The sequence below is a fragment of the Ignicoccus hospitalis KIN4/I genome (assembly GCF_000017945.1).
Taxonomy (GTDB): Archaea; Thermoproteota; Thermoprotei_A; order Sulfolobales; family Ignicoccaceae; genus Ignicoccus; species Ignicoccus hospitalis.
This window is the reverse complement of record NC_009776.1, coordinates 1,011,408-1,027,746: the sequence shown is the minus strand read 5'-3', so window position 1 is coordinate 1,027,746 and position 16,339 is coordinate 1,011,408. Positions and strand designations below refer to the sequence as shown.

The following is a 16,339-nucleotide window of genomic DNA, read 5'->3' as shown; positions in this document are numbered from 1 at the left end:
TCGGACGGAGGGATCAGTAGTATGAGCAAGAAAGAGAAGCCCCACATGAACTTGATAGTGATCGGCCACGTAGACCACGGCAAGAGCACCCTAGTGGGCCACCTGTTGTACGAGCTGGGCTTCGTCGACGAGAAGACGCTGAAGATGTTGGAGGAGGAAGCGAAGAAGAGGGGCAAGGAGAGCTTCAAGTACGCTTGGCTGCTGGACAAGCTCAAGGAGGAGCGTGAGAGGGGCGTTACCATCGACCTGACCTTCATGAAGTTCGAGACTCCGAAGTACTACTTCACCATCATCGACGCCCCCGGCCACAGGGACTTCATTAAGAACATGATCACCGGCGCCAGCCAGGCCGACGCGGCCATCTTGGTGGTCAGCGCCAGGCCGGGCGAGTTCGAGGCCGGCATGAGCGCGGAGGGCCAGACTAGGGAACACATACTCCTAGCCAAGACCATGGGTATCGACCAGATAATAGTGGCCGTCAACAAGATGGACGCCACCGAGCCGCCTTGGAGCGAGAAGAGGTACAAGCAGATAGTGGAGACCCTGAAGAAGTTCATGAAGGGCCTCGGCTTCAAGGTGGACGAGATACCGTTCGTGCCCGTTAGCGCTTGGACCGGCGACAACATCATCAAGAGGAGCGAGAACATGCCGTGGTACAAGGGCCCCACCTTGGTGGAGGCCTTGGACAACCTCAAGCCGCCAAGCGTGGAGAAGTGGGCCAAGCTCCCGCTTAGGATACCCATCCAAGACGTCTACAGCATCACCGGCGTGGGCACCGTCCCGGTAGGGAGGGTGGAGACCGGCGTACTCAAGGTAGGCGACAAGGTAGTGTTCATGCCGCCCGGAGTTGGAGGAGAAGTAAGGAGCATAGAGATGCACCACGAGAAGATCGAGCAAGCCATGCCCGGCGACAACATAGGCTTCAACGTAAGGGGCGTGAGCAAGAACGACATAAAGAGGGGAGACGTGGCCGGCCACCCGGAGAACCCGCCCACCGTTGCGGACCAGTTCACCGCCAGGGTGTTCGTCATCTGGCACCCCAGCGCCATAGCGGTGGGCTACACCCCGGTGATCCACGCCCACACCGCCAGCGTGGCTAGCAGGATTATCGAGATCAAGCAGAAGATCGACCCGAGGACCGGTAAGGTGATCGAGGAGAACCCGAGCTTCCTCAAGCCGGGCGACGCCGCTGTGGTGGTGTTCAAGCCGCTCAAGCCGATGGTGATAGAGAAGTTCCAAGAGTTCCAGCCGCTGGGCAGGTTCGCCATGAGGGACATGGGCAAGACCGTCGGCATAGGCATAGTGACCGACGTCAAGCCCGCCAAAGTAGAGATAAAGATGAAGAAGTAAGCCCTTCAGTTTTTGTCCCCTTCTCTTATTAATTCCTTCACTATCACGTGTATACACGGCAAGGTCAAGAGGACCCCCGTGGGTAACAAGAAGGCCCTCTTCTGTTCCCTTCCGGGGTAACTCTCTAACAAGCGCTTCACTTGCTCGCACCCCCCGAACAGCATCAGGAAGAAGGCCGCTTCTACCAAGTCCACCCCTTGCTTCAAGGGGTCGCACGTCCTGGTGGCTTGCTCCCCGTCTATGTAGTACAGCTCCCCGTCCTTAACCAAGAAGTTGTCGAACTTCGCGTCGCCCAACGCCCAACAGCGCGAGTGGGCCCTCCAGAGGGCCTCGGCCACGGCCCTCCCGTCGGGTCCTAAGACCTTTCCCTCCAAGTACTCCCTCACCAGGAAACCCCTCCCGAACGAGAGGAGCTGAGGAGTGGGGAGCTCGGAGACCAAGAACAGCGCCTCCCGGGCGGACCTCTCGGCCGGGGAGAGGGAGTAGGGGAAGAAGGGGAAGAGCACCTTGGCCGGCAACCACTTGAGGGCCCTCCAGCCGCTGTAGACCTTAACCACCTTCCCCCCTTCGGGGGAAGCTTGGTACAGGGTGGAGAGCAGCTTGCTAAACAACTTTAAAAACTTGTTTAACATGGAGCATCAACCCAAGGCCGTGGGAACGGGCAGCGCTGGGTAGAAGTACAAGAGAAGTACCACGAACGCCATGAACCACATCATCAGCTCCAGCCCGGCGTTCGCCTCGGGCTCGCCCTCCGGCCTCTTGGCTACGGCAGCTATGGCTTTGGCGTAGCCGTATCCCGTGGCCGCCGTGAAGACCACGGCCGCTAGGGCTATAGCTAGGGCGTACCAGTTGGGCAAGTTGGTCGACGTGAGTAAGTTGAACAGCGCGAAGAGCTTGGCGTTGAACCCTGCAGTCGGGGGGATGCCCAAGAGCGATATTATCCCTATTGCGAAGGCCAGCGCAGTTAAGGGTCTCTTGTACAGCAAGCTAAGCTCACTCAAGCTCGCCTCGCCCTCCTTCTTCAGTAGCAGAACCGCGGAGAAGCCTATGGTGTTAGACAAGGAGTACACCAAGGCGTAGTAGGCCAGTATAGCTGCAGCTGTCGGGCCCGGGGCCGCTAGGGCCAAGGTAGCGAAGCCCGCGTGGGCTATGCTGGAGAAGGCCAACAACCTCTTGGTTTCGGAGCTGAGGGCCATGCCCCCCGCCGCCACTGCTATTGAAGCCACTGCCAAGAGCATGACCGGCACCAACACTTGCCAGTAGCCCACGGACATCGCCATCTCCAGCGGGCCGGCAGCGAGTATGCCCAGCGCCACGAAGGCGCTGGCCTTCACTGCGTTGGACAAGTACAAGGCCGCGCTGGTGCTGCTCAAGGAGTAGACGTCCACCGCCCAAGCGTGCATGGGCGCTAACGCTACCTTCACCATTATTGAGGCCAGTATCAACGTCAGCCCGACTATGGCAGTGGAGGTCTGGGTGAACTCTACCAAGCTGAACGTGTTGGTGCCGGCGAAGTAGAACGCCAGCCCGGAGAACAGCAGTACCGCGGCGAACACGCTGAACACCAAGTAAGTGCTCAGTACCCTTATCTTGTCTTTAGAGGCCGGGTAGAAGGCTATGGCAGCTGCGGAGAGCGAGAGGGCCTCCAAGGAGACCGCTAAGGTCGCCAAGTTCCTCGAGGCCGCCACCAAGTAGCCGGCGACCGTGACTAAGGTAACTAGCAAGATGAAGTGCCTCTGCGGCCGGGTGTGGAAGAGCAGCGTTATTATTGACGGCACTGCGACGGCCATCATGCCCATCTGGGTGTAGTAGTCGCCCACTATGCTGCCGACCTTCCCGCTGGCGAAGAATATGCTGAGGGTTAGCAAGAAGGCCGACAAGTACTTGGACAGCTGGGCCGGCAACAAGAGCGCTTGGAGTATGGCGAGCAAGTCTAACAGAAGGGAGGCCATCACTCCTCCTCACCTCCTTCCTTAATCTTTATGACGTCCACGTCGCGGTACACGTAGTTGAAGAGGGTAACCAAGGCAATTAACATGGCACCTTCAATTCCTATGGCGACTAGGGCCAAGAGGCCCAACACCTCCCCGGAGGCCTGCCACCGGGCCGCCGCGGCGGCTCCCAATATGGTCACGGTGGCGGCCCCCACTATTTCCAATGCCAGCATTATCCTAACTAAGTTCCTCCTCGCGGCTATGCCGTAGAGGCCTACCACCAAGAGGGGAATGGTCGCCCAGATGGCCGCTCCCAGCTCGCTCAAGCTCTCACCTCGCGTAAGAACACGTATCTAACTATGTAAGCCGAAGCGATCAAGGCTACTATCAACAAAACGCTGAGCGCTACGGTAAGTCCAACGTCCTCGAACAAGACTTCCGCTATCTTGGAGGCGTCCGAGCTGTAGAAGGTGAAGGTTCCGGGGGTGTTTAGGGTGAGGAAGCCCATGCTTATTCCCAAAACGCTCAGCGCGAGGGCAGCTATGGTGCCGGCGCTCCTGGACCTCAGAACCTCCTTCCTCTTCTTGGACGTTATAGCCGCGTACAGGGCGAGTATCGCGACGGCGCCGGCGCCCAAGAGCACTTGCATGGCCCCCACGAACCACGCCCCTAAGGAGAGCAGCGCGAAGCCCGTCAAGAGGAAGACCATCACTAGGGAGCTCGCGGCCCTAACTATGTCGGGGTCCCAGAGCACCGCTGCCGCGAACGCGGTGGCCAGTCCCATCAGCAGCACGAAGGCTTCCATCACTTCTTAGCACCCTTCTCTGCCTCTTCCTCGAGAGCTTTTTTGATCTGCTCCGCCCTCTCCTTAACTAGGTGTTCTACCCTGTCGTAGTCGATGGCGTCGTTCTCCCAGCCCTTTTCTTCTATCAGCTTAGTGAAGGCGGCCCACTCCCACGGCTCCCAGATTATCTTCTTCTTCGTACTTACTATGGAGACCACGTTGCTATGCCTCAAGGAGCTGGCCACCGGCGGGCAAGCGTCCACGCAGAGGCCGCAGAACAAGCAGTGGGTGGGCTCGAAGGCTATGTAGATCCCGGGCTTGTTCTTCTCCGTCTTCGGCCCGGGGCGGCGGTACAAGCAGTTGTTTGGACAAGCCAAGACGCACGCGCCGCAGCCTATGCACTTCTCTATGTCGTATACCAACACCCCCCTGAAGTTCTCCGGCAAGTCGTTCTTCTCGAAGGGGTAGAGCGTGGTCGGCCTGGACTGTACCAAGTATTCGGCAACGGCCTTCAAGGACTTCAAAACTCCGAGGGCGTTGGTCTTCCTACCCCACCTTTCCCTAACCTCTACGAACCTCCTCTCCTCCAAGGGTTTCACCTCACGCGAGCCAGACGCTCTTTACAATAAGGGATATGAAAAGGGCTACTATCGATAAGGCCAGTATCTTGGTCCAGCCCAGTTCGAGTATCTGATCCACCCTGGGCCTCGCGAGGGCCGCCCTTACCAGTATGAACAGCGCGAACACCGCAACCATCTTTACCGTAAACCATATGGCGTTAGTCAGCTCGACCGGCAGCCCCGGCAACGCCGGGCCCAGCCACCCCCCGAGCAAGAACAGCGTGATCAGCGCGTCCGCGTAGAGGGCCTTAGTGTACAAGTATAAACCGTAAAGGAGTATGAACTCGCCCGCCCCGTACTCCACGTTCCAGCCGTGCACTATCTCTTGCTCCGCCTCCGGGTGGTCGAAGGGGGGCCTCTCGCTCTCCGCGAGGAGAGTTATGAACAGCACTAGGGCCGCTATGGGGTTGAGCAGCGCCAGCCAAGCGGACTTCTGGAAGTCCACCACCCCGTAGAAGCTCAGCCCCCCTAGGGCGGCCACGGCGGCTATGGCTATCAGGAAGGGGACCTCGTAAGTTACGAGTAGCAACACCGTCCTGAAAGCGCCCAAGGCGCCGTACTTGTTCGCTTGGTTCCAGGAGAGCATGTACATCAACGGCATGGTTACTGCCACTACCGCGACGTAGCCCAAGAGCCCCACGCCGGGGGCCAGCTCGTCCAAAAGCTTGGAGGCTGCGTAGTCGCTCAAGTTAACGTTTATTCCGGCGAGCTTGAGCAGCCCCTCCAAGCCGGAGAGGGCCACGTAGTCCAGCGGGATCAACACTAACGGTATGGATATTATGGCTATCAGCAGCAGCGGCAGGCCGTAGTAGAAGAGCTTGTTGGGCCTCCTGGGGGCGAACAGCTCTTTGGACAAGTACTTCAAGAAGTCAGCTATGAGCTGCAACAGCCCCGCGTAGCCCACGTGGGTCGGCCCGTACCTCTGCATTATCTTACCCCACATCTTCCTCTCCATGTAGATTGTTACCAAGTCCAGCAGCCCGGCGTAGCCGAAAGCCAAGAGCACGGAGACGAGCGCTATTATGATTAGGAGCTCGCCGCCGATCATCGACTGTGGCCCTAGCTCGAGAGCGCGGAATTAGATTATCTTTGTTAACGCCGAAGAGGGGGCCCGCTGGGTACGCGGCTTTGAGCAGGAGCGAGGGGCTTAGCTTAGCGCTGCTCCTACTAGGAACCTTAATGCTGGCCTACCCCGCCTTGACTTACTCGCCCCCGGCGGGCTACTGGGGCTACGCCCCGGCGGTGGTGGGCTCTACCTCCGGCGCGCTCTCGAACTTGAGCGTCCGGACGCTGCCGGGGGAGGGTAGGTACTACGTCGGAGGGGCCTTGTTGGGCTACGACTTCCAAGGCTCTATGGGAGGGGCCGCAGTAGCGGCGGCCATAGTGGCCGGCAAGCCGCTAACGAGCTTTGACTACCTCTACTACCTAGAGGACTTGGGCTACAACATTACCTTTAGGGCCGCTGGCCCCAGCGGGAGCGCGCTGGCCTCCACCTTAACCCTCTTGAGCTTACTCAACTTAAGGGCTGTCAACCACCCGGCCATGACCGGAATGATAGGCCTCGGCGGCGAAGTGTTGGTGGTTGGAGGAGTAAACGTAAAGGCTAAGGCCGTCAAGAGCTACGGCATAGACACGTTCTTGGTGCCCGTGGGCGAGGCGGTGCCCGTTAAGGGCCTCAAGGTAATCACCGTGGAGAGCATAATAGACGCGGCGAAGTACTTCACCAACCAGAACGTCACGGCCGCCTTGGGGGAGGTCTGCAACCCTCCGGAGGAGCTGAAGAAGCTTAACGTGTTCGAGAGCCACTACAAGAAGCTCTACGATATGACTGTAGAGCTGATGAAAAAGTACAATATAAATAGCACCGAAATAACGAAGAACTTGAAGTTCGCTAGGTGGGCGGCGGAGGAGGGCAACTACTACGCCGCGGCGAGCTACGCCTTCACCGCCTTGATAAACGCCTACACGATTTACTATAACAGGCTTCTCAACGTAAGTTCAATAGATAAGGCAAAAGATGTAATAAAGACTGAAGTGGACGGGTTGAAGAGGTACGCCGAGCTGGAGCCCTCCGGCTGCGGGGCCAACTACTGGAGCGCTGAAGCTTGCGCAGCCGTGTACAACAGGGAGTTCAGGCTCAAAGAGATGATAAAGTTCTTGGAGGCCCACGCGAACTTCACCGCCCCCCAGTCGCTATCCTCCGTGGCTTCCACGCTAGCTAGGGCCAAGGCGAGGGCAGTGAGCGTGGAGCTCTGGGCCTCCGCGGTGGAGGAGCTCGCCCAAGTGCCCTACGCCCCTCCGATTAGGGACTTGCACGCCTTGGCGAGGGAGGCCTACGCCCTCGGGCTGGCCGCTGCGAGGTACGCCTTGAGCGTGGTTCCCCCGGGTAACGCGCTAACCAACCAGATCGAGGACTCCGTCGACGAGATGGCTAAGGCCATGTTTGACGGAAACTTCTTCAAGGTGATAGGGCTTTCATCCTTCGCCTTCGAGAACTCTGCAGACGCCTTGGGCAGTATACAGAACAGCACGGTGGTTGCCAAAGAGGTGATGCCCTTGGTCGTGGGGAGGAGCTACTGTAGGACTCCCTCCTTCATTGCTTACAACTACTCCCAGTACGTGGGCAGCTTGCTGAGGACCGACCCCGTGGCGGCGGAGTTCTTGGCCTACACGGCCTTGTACTACGCCCACCTGGCGGAGCTCAACTGAGGGGCTTCGCCCGGTAGATTCCCCTCTTAGGCTTTTCCACCAACCCGTTTTTCTCCAACCTCTCAAGGGCGCTCCACAAGGTCTTCTTGTTAACTCCGAGTTCCTTGCTCAGCTCGTCCAAACTCGCCTCGCCCTTCAAGGCCAACGCCGCGTAGGCCCGGGCCTCCAGCTTGCTCTCGAAGGGGTCGGGGACCCTCAAGTCCAGACAAGGTCCCCCTCCCTCGTGGCCCGCCCACAGCTTACACCGGGAGCGGCTCAAGACACAAGCCAAGAGGAGCTGGAGCCCGAGGACCCTCAGCCCCGAGCCCCCACAGATCAAGTTATCATCTCCCATATTCATTACCATTTGGAATAGCGTCTCGCCGTCGCAAGGGTTTAAGTAAACTACCTCGGACCTCTTTCCTGCTCCCTTCAAGAAGGCGAGGAAAGCGTTTAAGGCCTCCTCCGCCTTCGGCGACCTCTCCTTCGGGACGTAAATTACCACTTCCGTCACTTCTCCTAAATGGGAAGAAACGCACGTTATCGGCTGCGTGGCGTCGAAGCCCAAGGGGACGTGGGCCCTCAAACTTTAGCCCCCCTTGACTCCTCCGGTCAACTCCCTATGGCCCCCTCCCTCGGCCTGTCGCCTCGGGGTTTACTGGCAAAATACAATGTAGAGATTTAGCTCGGTGGGGCGACGTTTCTTCGGGAACGAAAGCTTTGGGTGAAGAGAGACGTCGCAGCAACGAGGAGTACTACTGGCTGCCCCGGGCGCTCTCTTACTTCGCGGACAAGGAGGTCAGACAGTTCAACATAATAGATAGGCTGGCCAACGCGGTTAACGAGGAAGTAGCTCTGAACACTTTGTACGACGCAATGAGGACTCTGAAGACTATAATAACTAGTAATAAGGTTGAAGAGGTTCGGAGGTTCGTCAGAAAGTTCGGCGAGCTCAAGGACGAGGGAGGGAGGCCCCAGTACTGCTACGAGGGCAAGTGTCCAGCCGAGTGCAAGAAGGTCGGGGAGGAGTGCTGCTGCGACGCTGAAGCCCTTTACAAACTCGCCATGAGGGAGGTCGACGACCTCAAGCACTCTTTTGTGGATGAGAAGAGTAAGAAGAAGGCGTTTTTGACGCTTAAGATAATCGCAATAAACGCGTTGGGGTGATGGGCGTGTTCGTGGGCCTTAGCGTTAGCGGACGCATACTCTTGAACGCGGAAGCGTTAAACATGGCCGAGAGCGTGGGCAACGTAACCAGGCACAGGAAGGCGCCGGTGGTGTTGAAGACCAACCAAGGCTTCAGGGTAGTTTACGTACCAGCTATTAGCGGGGAGAGCTTGGCCCACGCCTACCAGTCCCACTTAGCTGACGTGGCTAAAGAGATGGGGCTACCGGTCTGCAAGTGCTGCGAGCAGAAGGTTTTCATAAAGAGCAACGACAGTAAGATGGCAACCCAGTGTGGCCACTCCATAGACGTTAAGGCGAAGAACGTTAGCCAGATAGACATCGAAAGGAAGATCGTGGAGGAGTGCGTGGTGGAGGACGTCGGAGGCTTCTTGTTCACCGACAAAGCTGTCAAGAGGACCTCGAGGTTCCGCGTCGGTTACATGTTGCCGACCTTGGACAGCTTGCGAGAGGGCGCCTTCGGCTCCGAGCCGGAGATACACGTCCGCTTCGCCGGCGCACAGCAAGAGGAGGGCCAGATACTCTACTACGTAGAGGTGGGCAGCGCCTTGTACAACTTCAACTTCAGCTTGGACGTCAGCGAGATAGGGAAGTTAAGCTCTGAGAACGCCGACTTGGGCAAGGCCCCGGGAGAGCTGCCGGCGGAGGAGAGGCTGAGGAGGGCGGAAGCGGCCGTGGTGGCCTTGAAGAGGTTCTTAGGCACCATGCTGTTCGGCGCGAAGAGGACTAGGTTCAACCCGGTTTGGGACGTGTACAGCTTACAAGCGGTCGTTACTACCCTCCCCTTCGAGGCCACTCCCGGTAACGACAAGGACTACGTCAAGGACACTGTGGAGAGGCTGTGTAGCTTGGGTGTAAAGGCTTGGGTATTCTACTTCGACAAGGAAGATAAGAAAGACAAGGAAGACAAAGAAGGGGTTGAGGAGCTCAAGGGCTGCGACGCGGTGAGCGTTGAGAAGGTCGGGAGCTACTTGGAGGCGGTCTCTAAGGCCGGCGAGAAAGCTTTGGAGCTGCTAAAGGGGGCAAAGTAAAACATGATGGGTTTATTCTTTGAGTTGGAGCTAGCTTGGGGCTTTAGCGTTAGGTACCCTATGAGCTCCGCCGCCCAGCTGGCGCCTCCCCTGCCGCCCCCCAGCACCGCGATAGGCGCGCTGGCGGAAGCCTTGGCTATAACCTTGGGCTTGGGCGAGACAATAAAGGTGGCCGGAAAGGCCGCGAAGAGGGGTCGAAAGAGGTCGAAGGAGGGGCTTTGCAGCACTGCTTATGCAGTTTTCAAGGCTACCAAGGGGGCGGCCTTCGCGTTGAGCCCGGAGAGCCCCGTGGGGGTGGCGCTGAAATCTGAAATAAACAGACTGCTCCAAGCACCTTACTTGAATCCCGGCAACGTACACGAAGGAGATGAAATAAATAAAGTCAGGATGTTTGGCGTACAAGCTATAACCTCAGCCTACGCCCCCAAGGGTCTGCTCTGGATGATGGTCGTGCTTGACGAAAAGGAGTTGGTGGGCGAGCTCCGCGCGATAAGGAAGGACTTGAAAGGTGAGGAGGTAATGGACGCTTTGGAGAGGGTTACAATTAGGAGAATAGGCGTTAAGGAAGGTATCGTCAGTACCAAGAAGAAAGAGGTGGGAGAGGTTACCAAAGAGGAGGAGGTGGAGAGCTGCTTCTACGCTAGGAAGGGATCCGTAGTAAGGAAGTTAGGCAAAGCGGTCCCAATAGTTATGTGGAGGCCCGGCAGGGAGACCTTCTGCGGCGGGGATCCGAAGTACGACGTCTACTTGGTTCCCGCCGGCCCCCTCTCGGACCAGTTCTTCCTCACCCCTCCAAGAGGGGTGAAGGGGAAGTGTGAGGACTCCTTAGTTATCAAGAAGGCCTGGTGTTTGAACAAGTACTGCGTCGAGGGTGGTGAAACGTGAGAGTGTATCTCCTCCCACCATTCATGTTAGGTAGGTACTTCCAAGCGCTCGCGGTGTACTTGAGCGAGGAGCTGGAAGTAAAGGAGTACAGGGTAGATTACTTGGAGGTAGAGGATGAAAGCTTCTACGAAGCGATAGAGGAGCTCGCGAACAAGGCTGACCAGCACTTGAACAAAGTGAAAGCTTCCATACCCTTGTTCGGTAACGATTACAGACACTTCTTCCCTAAGGTGTTGGGTCCCGACTACAAGGAGAGGTTCCAAACAAACAAGGAGAGGTTGCTGGGGGCGGCGAAGAAGCTCGCGGAGCTTGAGAGTACGAACGCGTCCCACCTATCGATCTTGAAAGCTACTATGTTCAAGCACGTGAAGAGCTTCCTAGCAGCAAAGGATGAGAGGAAACTGAGCGAGATACAAGACCCTAAGGGCGAGGCCTTGGCGCTGCTGGGGCTCGCGCTTTCCGTTCTCGGACAAGTGGGAGACTTTACAACGATGCTCCTCCCCCCGCTGCCGGAGGAGCTCAGAGAACTGCCGGAGGTGGCCTTGGGGATACGTTCTAGGTACGAACTGCTGGAGGGCTTGAGCTTGAACAAGTACAAGTTGGACAAGCTCCCTTGTTCTTCAGAACTGTTGTTACAGTTCCTAATCGCCAACGAGTTCCGGAAGGGGGTGGAGGAGGGGAGGATAAACTTGAACTGCTACGCCCCCAACGACGTCCTCACCATAGCGGCCGTAGGGGGCGGCAACAGGGCGCTGGTGTACTCCGTGACGCCTATACTCGCGAGCGAGCTGTTGTGTTCCCTAACAAGAGACCTCGTGAGGGACCTAGTGAGATCGCTGGGCCAGCGCCCGGAGCTCGCTTGCGCTTGTATGAACGACGCGTTCTTGTACGCGACCTCGAAGAACCCCGTCCACTTGTACGACTGCGCCCGAAGGTGTGCTGAGGAGGAAGACGCGCGCGTCCGGGCGCTGGTCAATAAGATAAAGAAAATAACCAAAGAAGCGGTGGTCTAGGTGCCTTTCAAGCCTAAGGCCGCTCACGAAGAGGCGGTAAGGCTTCTGGAGGAGAGCAACGTCGTCATGGTAGCCCCGACCAGCTACGGGAAGAGCAAGGGAGTACCCTACATGCAAGACCGGCTGAAGCTCCCGAGGAGCGTCCATTCCATGCCTTTGAGGAGCTTGGTAATATCTCAATATAACTTCTTGCTCCGCGAGTACGGGGAGGCGTGTCACGCGTCCGGCCTTCAGCTGGAGGGCAAGTGTCCCTACTTCGGGGGCAAGAGGGTAGTTTCGACGGTAGACTACTTGTCCTTGAACTTGTTGAGGCTGCCCCCGGCGGAGCTCGGGTGGGCGTTGAAGTACAGCTACGGCCACTACGAGTACCCCAGAGCCAATTTGTTCTCTTCCTTGGTGGTGTTCGACGAGGCCCACTTGCTCTCAGAACCTTGGAGCGGGGGCGAGAGCGCCGGGAGGGACTTCCTCCACGCCTCCTTGGAGGCCCTCGGCGCCCTCTCCCAAGGCTTGAGGTTCAAGGTGTTAGTCGCCACCGCGACCTTGCCGGAGGTCGAGCTGAAGAAGATAGTTAAGAAAATGAAGCCCAAGGCCGAGGTGGTCGCGGTCTGTAAGGGTTGTTACGGCGGCTTGAGAAACATAAAGAGGGTAAACGACTTCTCCTCGGACGTCCGCTGGGAGACGGAGGCGGAGGGAGTCACGCTGCTGAACTACCTCCAAAGCGAGTTGAAGAGGGTAGAGGACGAAGCCTCCTCTGGGAAGGTGCTGATAGTTGCCAACACCGTTAAGGAGGCCATCAAGGCGGCCGAGCTCCTTAGGCCTTACTTCGGCAGCGACTTGGTGCTGGTCCACGGGAGGCTGAGCGAGGAGGATAAGAAAAATTCTGTGAACAAGATAGAGAAAGCTAAGGTCGTGGTCAGCACCCAAGTGATAGAGGCCGGAGTCGACGTGGACGCCACTTGGCTGATAACCGAGGCCGCGCCCGTCAGCTCCCTGGCCCAGAGGGCCGGGAGGCTCTGTAGGTCTAGGGACTGCGACGTAGCTAAGGTAACGGTGCTCGCGCCCTCCAAGGGAGATCCTTACGGCGACGCCTCCGAGAAGGCCTTCAAGACGGTGAAGGAAGTAGCGGAGGGAGGTGGGATAGAGTGGAGGGAACTGGACGACACGCAGAGCGGGAAGACCTTCTTGAGCTTGATAAACGCGTTGGAGAGTAACTTCAAACCTTACCAAACTAAGAGCACGATTACTAAAATAATAACTACGCCTTTGCCGAACATAAAGGGCATAAAAGAGCTGCTGGACGAGCTCTGCTCGTTCGTGAGGGACTCCGCGCTAATAGAGCTCAGGGCGGGCGAGGAGAGGCTAGAGGTCTCCTTGAGCTGGCTCGCGGGAGCGCTCAAGAGGGGTTTGGAGGTGAGCGGCGTGAAGGCCGTTAAGTTCGGCGGCGAGGAGCCCTTGAGCGAAGGGGACGTCAGCAACTTTCTCAAAAGGCTCGTCAAGGCTAAGAACAGCCCCAAGGCCTCGTGTAGAGCCTACTCGACGCTCCTCGAGAAGTACGGCGCCTTGAGCTTGGCCGTGGAGGTCCCAGCGGACGAGTACAGAAAGGGGTGGGGGATGAGAGTTGACTTGCGTTGACGCGCCGGCGTTCTACGAGGTGAGGGGAGGGAAGGAGGTCTTCGAGGGCCTCTGTGAGCACAGCCTTAGGACGGCTGCCGCGGGCTTAGCGCTGTTCGAGGACGAGCTGGAGGTACACGGGCTGGTGGGCGAGTTCGTAATAGCGGCGCTGTTGCACGACGTCGGGAAGGCAAACGACGACGTGCTCAGAAGGTACGAAATACTCAAGAACTCTAAACTCGAGGGCAAGCTTTCCTTCAAGTGTCACGAGGTGCTCTCGGCCCAAGTGGTGTTGGAGTTGGGGCCCCAACTGAGGGGGGCCGGGTTGGAGCACGAGGCCATATTCTACGCAGTGTTGAGGCACCACCACGCCATGAGGATGTTGGAGGAGTGTAAACACTTCAACGCCCCTCTTGGGGACGTGGGCCTCCTCGGGAACTTGATGCCGGAGCTGAAGGAGTTGAAGGGGCTGAAGGTGAAATTGGAGTCGATAGAGGGGGAAGCCCGGTCGCTCGGGAACCAGTTGCCCACGTTGGCAAAGGGCTTCGTGTTGGCGGGCTTCTTGAGCTTGGCCGACAGCGTCGCGGCGGCCTTGGCGAGAAGGGCCGACAGCGCCCAGAAGCCCAGCGGCTACGTGAGGAGGGCCTTGGAGGAGAGGGGGAAGACCTTGGAGGACGTGGAGAAGGAAATCGAGCGCGAGCTACCTAAGGTCTATGGGATAGTTAAGGAGGTCTCCAAGGACACAGGCTTGAGTACTTGCAGTAGCTGCAGTACCTCGAAGGCCTACCCCTAGGCAAGACGTCCAAGTCCCTTTCCAAGGCTTCTAACAAGCCCTTCACGTGTTCCCTCAAGGAGTAGCTGAAGGGCCTCCTCTCGCACCCCTCGGGCGAGCAGAGCCAGAGGGCCTCGCAGGGGAGGCCGAACTGCTCCTCCGCCAACAAGCAGTAGAACGCCGCTTGGGCGAGCTGTTGCCTCTTAAACCCCCCGCCCAGCTTCGCCTCCACCACCTCCAGTCGCCCCTCGCAGAGCACCACCGCGTCGGCCCTTCCGGAGCCCAGCTTCCCCCTCAGCGGGACTTGGTACCTCACCTCGCACTTCGGCCTCACGAACTTCTCAACCAACTCCCTCACGTCCAATTCCTTCCCCAGCTCCATGGAAGGGGTCTGGGGCTCGGGGAAGTGGTACTTGAAGTAGGCGAAGGCCGGGCAGAGCGCGTAAGCGTTAACCAACCTTCCCTTCAACGGCCCACGCCTCCCTGAACTCCTTGTCGCTCACAACTATGATGAATAATTTATCTCCGTCGTCCAAGTACTTTACTGTTGCGTTGAAAGCGTCTTTGGCGTCTCCCCTGCTGCCCCTCCTCACGTAAACGCTCTTCTGGAGCCTAGAGAACCCCAAGGCCAGTAGCCGCTTCATTACCTTAAGCCTCTTCCTATCGTCCTTTATGTCGTAAGAAACTATCACGTACACCCCTTCCACCCCGGGAGGTACTCCCTCCCCTCCCTCATTGAGCTGGCCAAGTTCCACGCCTCGGCGAGCAAGGTCTTGTCGCAAGACTCCAAGAGCTTCTTGATTTCCTCTCCTAAGGCCTTCCTGGAGCTGTAAGTGAGTGAACAGCCGTCCACCTCGAGCTCGTGCGCTAAGGGCAACGCGCGCCTATCTACTAACGGCTTGAACTGCTCCGAGAAGTCGTAGACCAAGGCTTCCCTCCCGCTCTTGATCGCGTGGAACAGGCCGGCGTAGGGGTCCAAGCCGGTCACGCTCAAGGCCTTGAACGCGTAAGAGTAAAGGATCCCGTAGGAGTAGTTTATGGCGGAGTTGTACGGGTCGCAGCCCTCGTGCTCCCTCCCCGGGAACTCCGGGAAGGCCTCGGACAGCAGCCCCCAGTAGAGCCTCGCCGCTTGCGCCTCCACGGCCCTCAGCGCCTCCGGCGAGCCTGCGGAGGAGGCGTCCGCGGAGAGCTTCTCCAGCTCGTAACTGGCCTCCCTGAGCCACTTCATCCTCTTAGTCTTGGCGAAGTATCTCAACGTCCTGCCTTGTTCTATTATCTTTCTAACTATCATGGGTTTTGCGTACTTCAAGCCTTCCCCCTTTAAGACCACTTCGTACTGCTTGAGGCGCGCGAGGGCGCTCTTGTTGGGGACGGGCGAGGAGAACCTCCCCGAGGGCCTGCCGTTCCACTCCAAGACCACCAAGTCCACCCCGAGCCTCCCCATGGCCCTGAGGGCGGCGCCCGTGACAGAGACCTTTGAGGTCGCTAGTATTATCACGTCGTACAAGTTGGCCAAGTAGGCGACTTCCCCCTTAGAGTTGGCGAAGGCCAGTCCCCCGTCCTTCACGAACAGCTTCCCTGGCTCGGAAATTACGAAGACGTTCACCTCTTACACACCTCCGCGAAGGGACACGCCTTGGGGCACTCCTCGGGCGCGCCCGGGTCCTCCTTCTCGCCCAAGATCCTCGCCACCTCGTCCCTCACTTCAAGGAACCTCCTCCTCAAGCCCTCGTGTATCCTGACCACGTTCCAGTAAGTCTTCTTGTCGGTAACGCTCACCACTATTCCGACCTCCACCGGGTGGCCTATCCAAGACTCCAAGGCCAGGGCGTAGCCGGTAACGGCTAGCTTCTTCCTTTCGAGGCCGTTACCGTAAACCACTTCAACCGGTATGAACCCCACCAAGAAGTCCGGCTTGAGGGCGCTAGAGAGGCCCACCGAGTGGCCGGGTATCTCCGGCTCTACCTCGACGGGTATCCCCTCCTCCTCGGCTGCGGCCTTCCTCACCTTTGCCTCTTCGTAAACCCTCTTCAAGAGGGGGTCCTCTGTCTCCAGCTCGACTCCTTTGAACGGGGCCATGAAGGCCTCGTGGACGGCCCTTCCCTTGCTCATTGCCTCGCTCTCCAGCCTAACTCCTAACACCTTCCTCAAGTATACGTCCCTCTTCGTGGGGCACGGGCTGGTGAGGTCGCTCACGCTGGGCCTAGCCTTGTAGCGGGGCTGCAAGAGCTGCCAGTCCCAGCCCCTAGTGTGGACTACTGTTTCCCCCGCGGTGGCCCTCAGCTCGTCCCAAACCCACCTGGGAAGCGCGACTCCCACCGAGGAGTACTTACACCAAATCACTTTTGTCATTAGATGAGAAAAGCCGAAAGTGAGAAGTCCTTGAGGAAGGGGAACCTTTTCTGACGTCCCACGTGAAAGCTTTGAGGAGAAATCTCATATAATAGAACTTGGGCTTTCTGATGA

19 protein-coding genes are annotated in these 16,339 nt (G+C 58.2%); 8 read left to right on the top strand and 11 right to left on the bottom strand.

The window, feature by feature from the left end; translation table 11 throughout:
• Positions 1–21 precede the first annotated feature (21 nt).
• Positions 22–1,350, top strand: a complete 1,329-nt coding sequence (tuf, locus tag IGNI_RS05915) for a translation elongation factor EF-1 subunit alpha (protein ID WP_012123291.1) — start codon at positions 22–24, stop codon at positions 1,348–1,350.
• 5 nt (positions 1,351–1,355) lie between these two features.
• Here the strand turns inward: tuf and IGNI_RS05910 are convergent, their stop codons facing one another.
• The 6 genes from IGNI_RS05910 to IGNI_RS05885 are packed head-to-tail and all read right to left on the bottom strand — an operon-like array spanning position 1,356 to position 5,736.
• Positions 1,356–1,982: a BUD32 family EKC/KEOPS complex subunit gene (locus IGNI_RS05910; protein ID WP_012123290.1), complete on the bottom strand. Its 627-nt coding sequence runs from the start codon at positions 1,980–1,982 to the stop codon at positions 1,356–1,358.
• A 6-nt stretch (positions 1,983–1,988) separates the two neighbouring features.
• Positions 1,989–3,302, bottom strand: coding sequence for a proton-conducting transporter transmembrane domain-containing protein (locus IGNI_RS05905; protein WP_012123289.1), 1,314 nt, complete (start codon positions 3,300–3,302; stop codon positions 1,989–1,991).
• A complete protein-coding gene (locus tag IGNI_RS05900; RefSeq protein WP_012123288.1) occupies positions 3,302–3,610 on the bottom strand; it encodes an NADH-quinone oxidoreductase subunit K in 309 nt (102 codons plus the stop codon). Before IGNI_RS05900 ends, IGNI_RS05905 begins: the two co-directional genes overlap by 1 nt.
• Positions 3,607–4,089 (bottom strand): NADH-quinone oxidoreductase subunit J family protein, encoded by a 483-nt coding sequence (locus IGNI_RS05895; RefSeq protein ID WP_012123287.1) that lies wholly within the window; start codon positions 4,087–4,089, stop codon positions 3,607–3,609. Before IGNI_RS05895 ends, IGNI_RS05900 begins: the two co-directional genes overlap by 4 nt.
• Entirely contained in the window at positions 4,089–4,658 is a 570-nt protein-coding gene (locus IGNI_RS05890) for a 4Fe-4S binding protein (protein WP_012123286.1), read from the bottom strand. Before IGNI_RS05890 ends, IGNI_RS05895 begins: the two co-directional genes overlap by 1 nt.
• Before the next feature lie 10 nt (positions 4,659–4,668).
• Entirely contained in the window at positions 4,669–5,736 is a 1,068-nt protein-coding gene (locus IGNI_RS05885) for a complex I subunit 1/NuoH family protein (RefSeq protein WP_012123285.1), read from the bottom strand.
• Between the two features lie 80 nt (positions 5,737–5,816).
• Here IGNI_RS05885 and IGNI_RS05880 point away from each other — a divergent pair, with 80 nt between their 5' ends.
• Complete coding sequence (locus IGNI_RS05880) at positions 5,817–7,397, top strand: S16 family serine protease (RefSeq protein ID WP_148202268.1); 1,581 nt, start codon at positions 5,817–5,819, stop codon at positions 7,395–7,397.
• Here the strand turns inward: IGNI_RS05880 and IGNI_RS05875 are convergent.
• The gene (locus IGNI_RS05875) at positions 7,390–7,962 is read right to left on the bottom strand and encodes a helix-turn-helix domain-containing protein (protein ID WP_012123283.1); all 573 of its coding nucleotides are present in this window, start codon (positions 7,960–7,962) and stop codon (positions 7,390–7,392) included. The two genes, IGNI_RS05880 and IGNI_RS05875, sit on opposite strands and share 8 nt — an antisense overlap.
• Before the next feature lie 134 nt (positions 7,963–8,096).
• Here IGNI_RS05875 and IGNI_RS05870 point away from each other — a divergent pair, with 134 nt between their 5' ends.
• Genes IGNI_RS05870 through IGNI_RS05845 form a run of 6 tightly spaced genes read left to right on the top strand, consistent with a single transcriptional unit; the run spans position 8,097 to position 13,894 of the window.
• Complete coding sequence (locus tag IGNI_RS05870) at positions 8,097–8,543, top strand: hypothetical protein (RefSeq protein WP_012123282.1); 447 nt, start codon at positions 8,097–8,099, stop codon at positions 8,541–8,543.
• Positions 8,544–8,548: 5 nt separating this feature from the next.
• A complete protein-coding gene (cas7a, locus tag IGNI_RS05865) occupies positions 8,549–9,592 on the top strand; it encodes a type I-A CRISPR-associated protein Cas7/Csa2 (protein ID WP_012123281.1) in 1,044 nt (347 codons plus the stop codon).
• A 3-nt stretch (positions 9,593–9,595) separates the two neighbouring features.
• On the top strand, positions 9,596–10,477 hold the full coding sequence (gene cas5 / locus IGNI_RS05860; protein ID WP_012123280.1) for a CRISPR-associated protein Cas5: 882 nt from the start codon (positions 9,596–9,598) through the stop codon (positions 10,475–10,477).
• Positions 10,474–11,490: a hypothetical protein gene (locus IGNI_RS05855; RefSeq protein WP_012123279.1), complete on the top strand. Its 1,017-nt coding sequence runs from the start codon at positions 10,474–10,476 to the stop codon at positions 11,488–11,490. The genes cas5 and IGNI_RS05855 overlap by 4 nt, the downstream gene beginning before the upstream one ends.
• Entirely contained in the window at positions 11,491–13,122 is a 1,632-nt protein-coding gene (cas3, locus tag IGNI_RS05850) for a CRISPR-associated helicase Cas3' (RefSeq protein ID WP_012123278.1), read from the top strand. It abuts the gene before it with no gap.
• Complete coding sequence (locus IGNI_RS05845; RefSeq protein ID WP_012123277.1) at positions 13,109–13,894, top strand: CRISPR-associated endonuclease Cas3''; 786 nt, start codon at positions 13,109–13,111, stop codon at positions 13,892–13,894. Before cas3 ends, IGNI_RS05845 begins: the two co-directional genes overlap by 14 nt.
• On the opposite strand, the gene cas4 is transcribed toward IGNI_RS05845, so the two are convergent.
• The 4 genes from cas4 to cas4a are packed head-to-tail and all read right to left on the bottom strand — an operon-like array spanning position 13,824 to position 16,192.
• Positions 13,824–14,342: a CRISPR-associated protein Cas4 gene (cas4, locus tag IGNI_RS05840; protein WP_083756928.1), complete on the bottom strand. Its 519-nt coding sequence runs from the start codon at positions 14,340–14,342 to the stop codon at positions 13,824–13,826. The two genes, IGNI_RS05845 and cas4, sit on opposite strands and share 71 nt — an antisense overlap.
• Complete coding sequence (cas2, locus tag IGNI_RS07680; protein WP_052570263.1) at positions 14,323–14,571, bottom strand: CRISPR-associated endonuclease Cas2; 249 nt, start codon at positions 14,569–14,571, stop codon at positions 14,323–14,325. The genes cas4 and cas2 overlap by 20 nt, the downstream gene beginning before the upstream one ends.
• On the bottom strand, positions 14,562–15,479 hold the full coding sequence (gene cas1 / locus IGNI_RS05830; RefSeq protein WP_012123274.1) for a CRISPR-associated endonuclease Cas1: 918 nt from the start codon (positions 15,477–15,479) through the stop codon (positions 14,562–14,564). The genes cas2 and cas1 overlap by 10 nt, the downstream gene beginning before the upstream one ends.
• The gene (cas4a, locus tag IGNI_RS05825; protein ID WP_238374085.1) at positions 15,476–16,192 is read right to left on the bottom strand and encodes a type I-A CRISPR-associated protein Cas4/Csa1; all 717 of its coding nucleotides are present in this window, start codon (positions 16,190–16,192) and stop codon (positions 15,476–15,478) included. Before cas4a ends, cas1 begins: the two co-directional genes overlap by 4 nt.
• Positions 16,193–16,339 lie beyond the last annotated feature (147 nt).

Coding starts and splice junctions, on each gene's coding strand:
- tuf (WP_012123291.1), top strand. CDS start 22: ATGAGCAAGAAAGAGAAGCCCCACATGAACTTGATAGTGATCGGCCAC.
- IGNI_RS05910 (WP_012123290.1), bottom strand. CDS start 1,982: ATGTTAAACAAGTTTTTAAAGTTGTTTAGCAAGCTGCTCTCCACCCTG.
- IGNI_RS05905 (WP_012123289.1), bottom strand. CDS start 3,302: ATGGCCTCCCTTCTGTTAGACTTGCTCGCCATACTCCAAGCGCTCTTG.
- IGNI_RS05895 (WP_012123287.1), bottom strand. CDS start 4,089: ATGGAAGCCTTCGTGCTGCTGATGGGACTGGCCACCGCGTTCGCGGCA.
- IGNI_RS05885 (WP_012123285.1), bottom strand. CDS start 5,736: ATGATCGGCGGCGAGCTCCTAATCATAATAGCGCTCGTCTCCGTGCTC.
- cas5 (WP_012123280.1), top strand. CDS start 9,596: ATGATGGGTTTATTCTTTGAGTTGGAGCTAGCTTGGGGCTTTAGCGTT.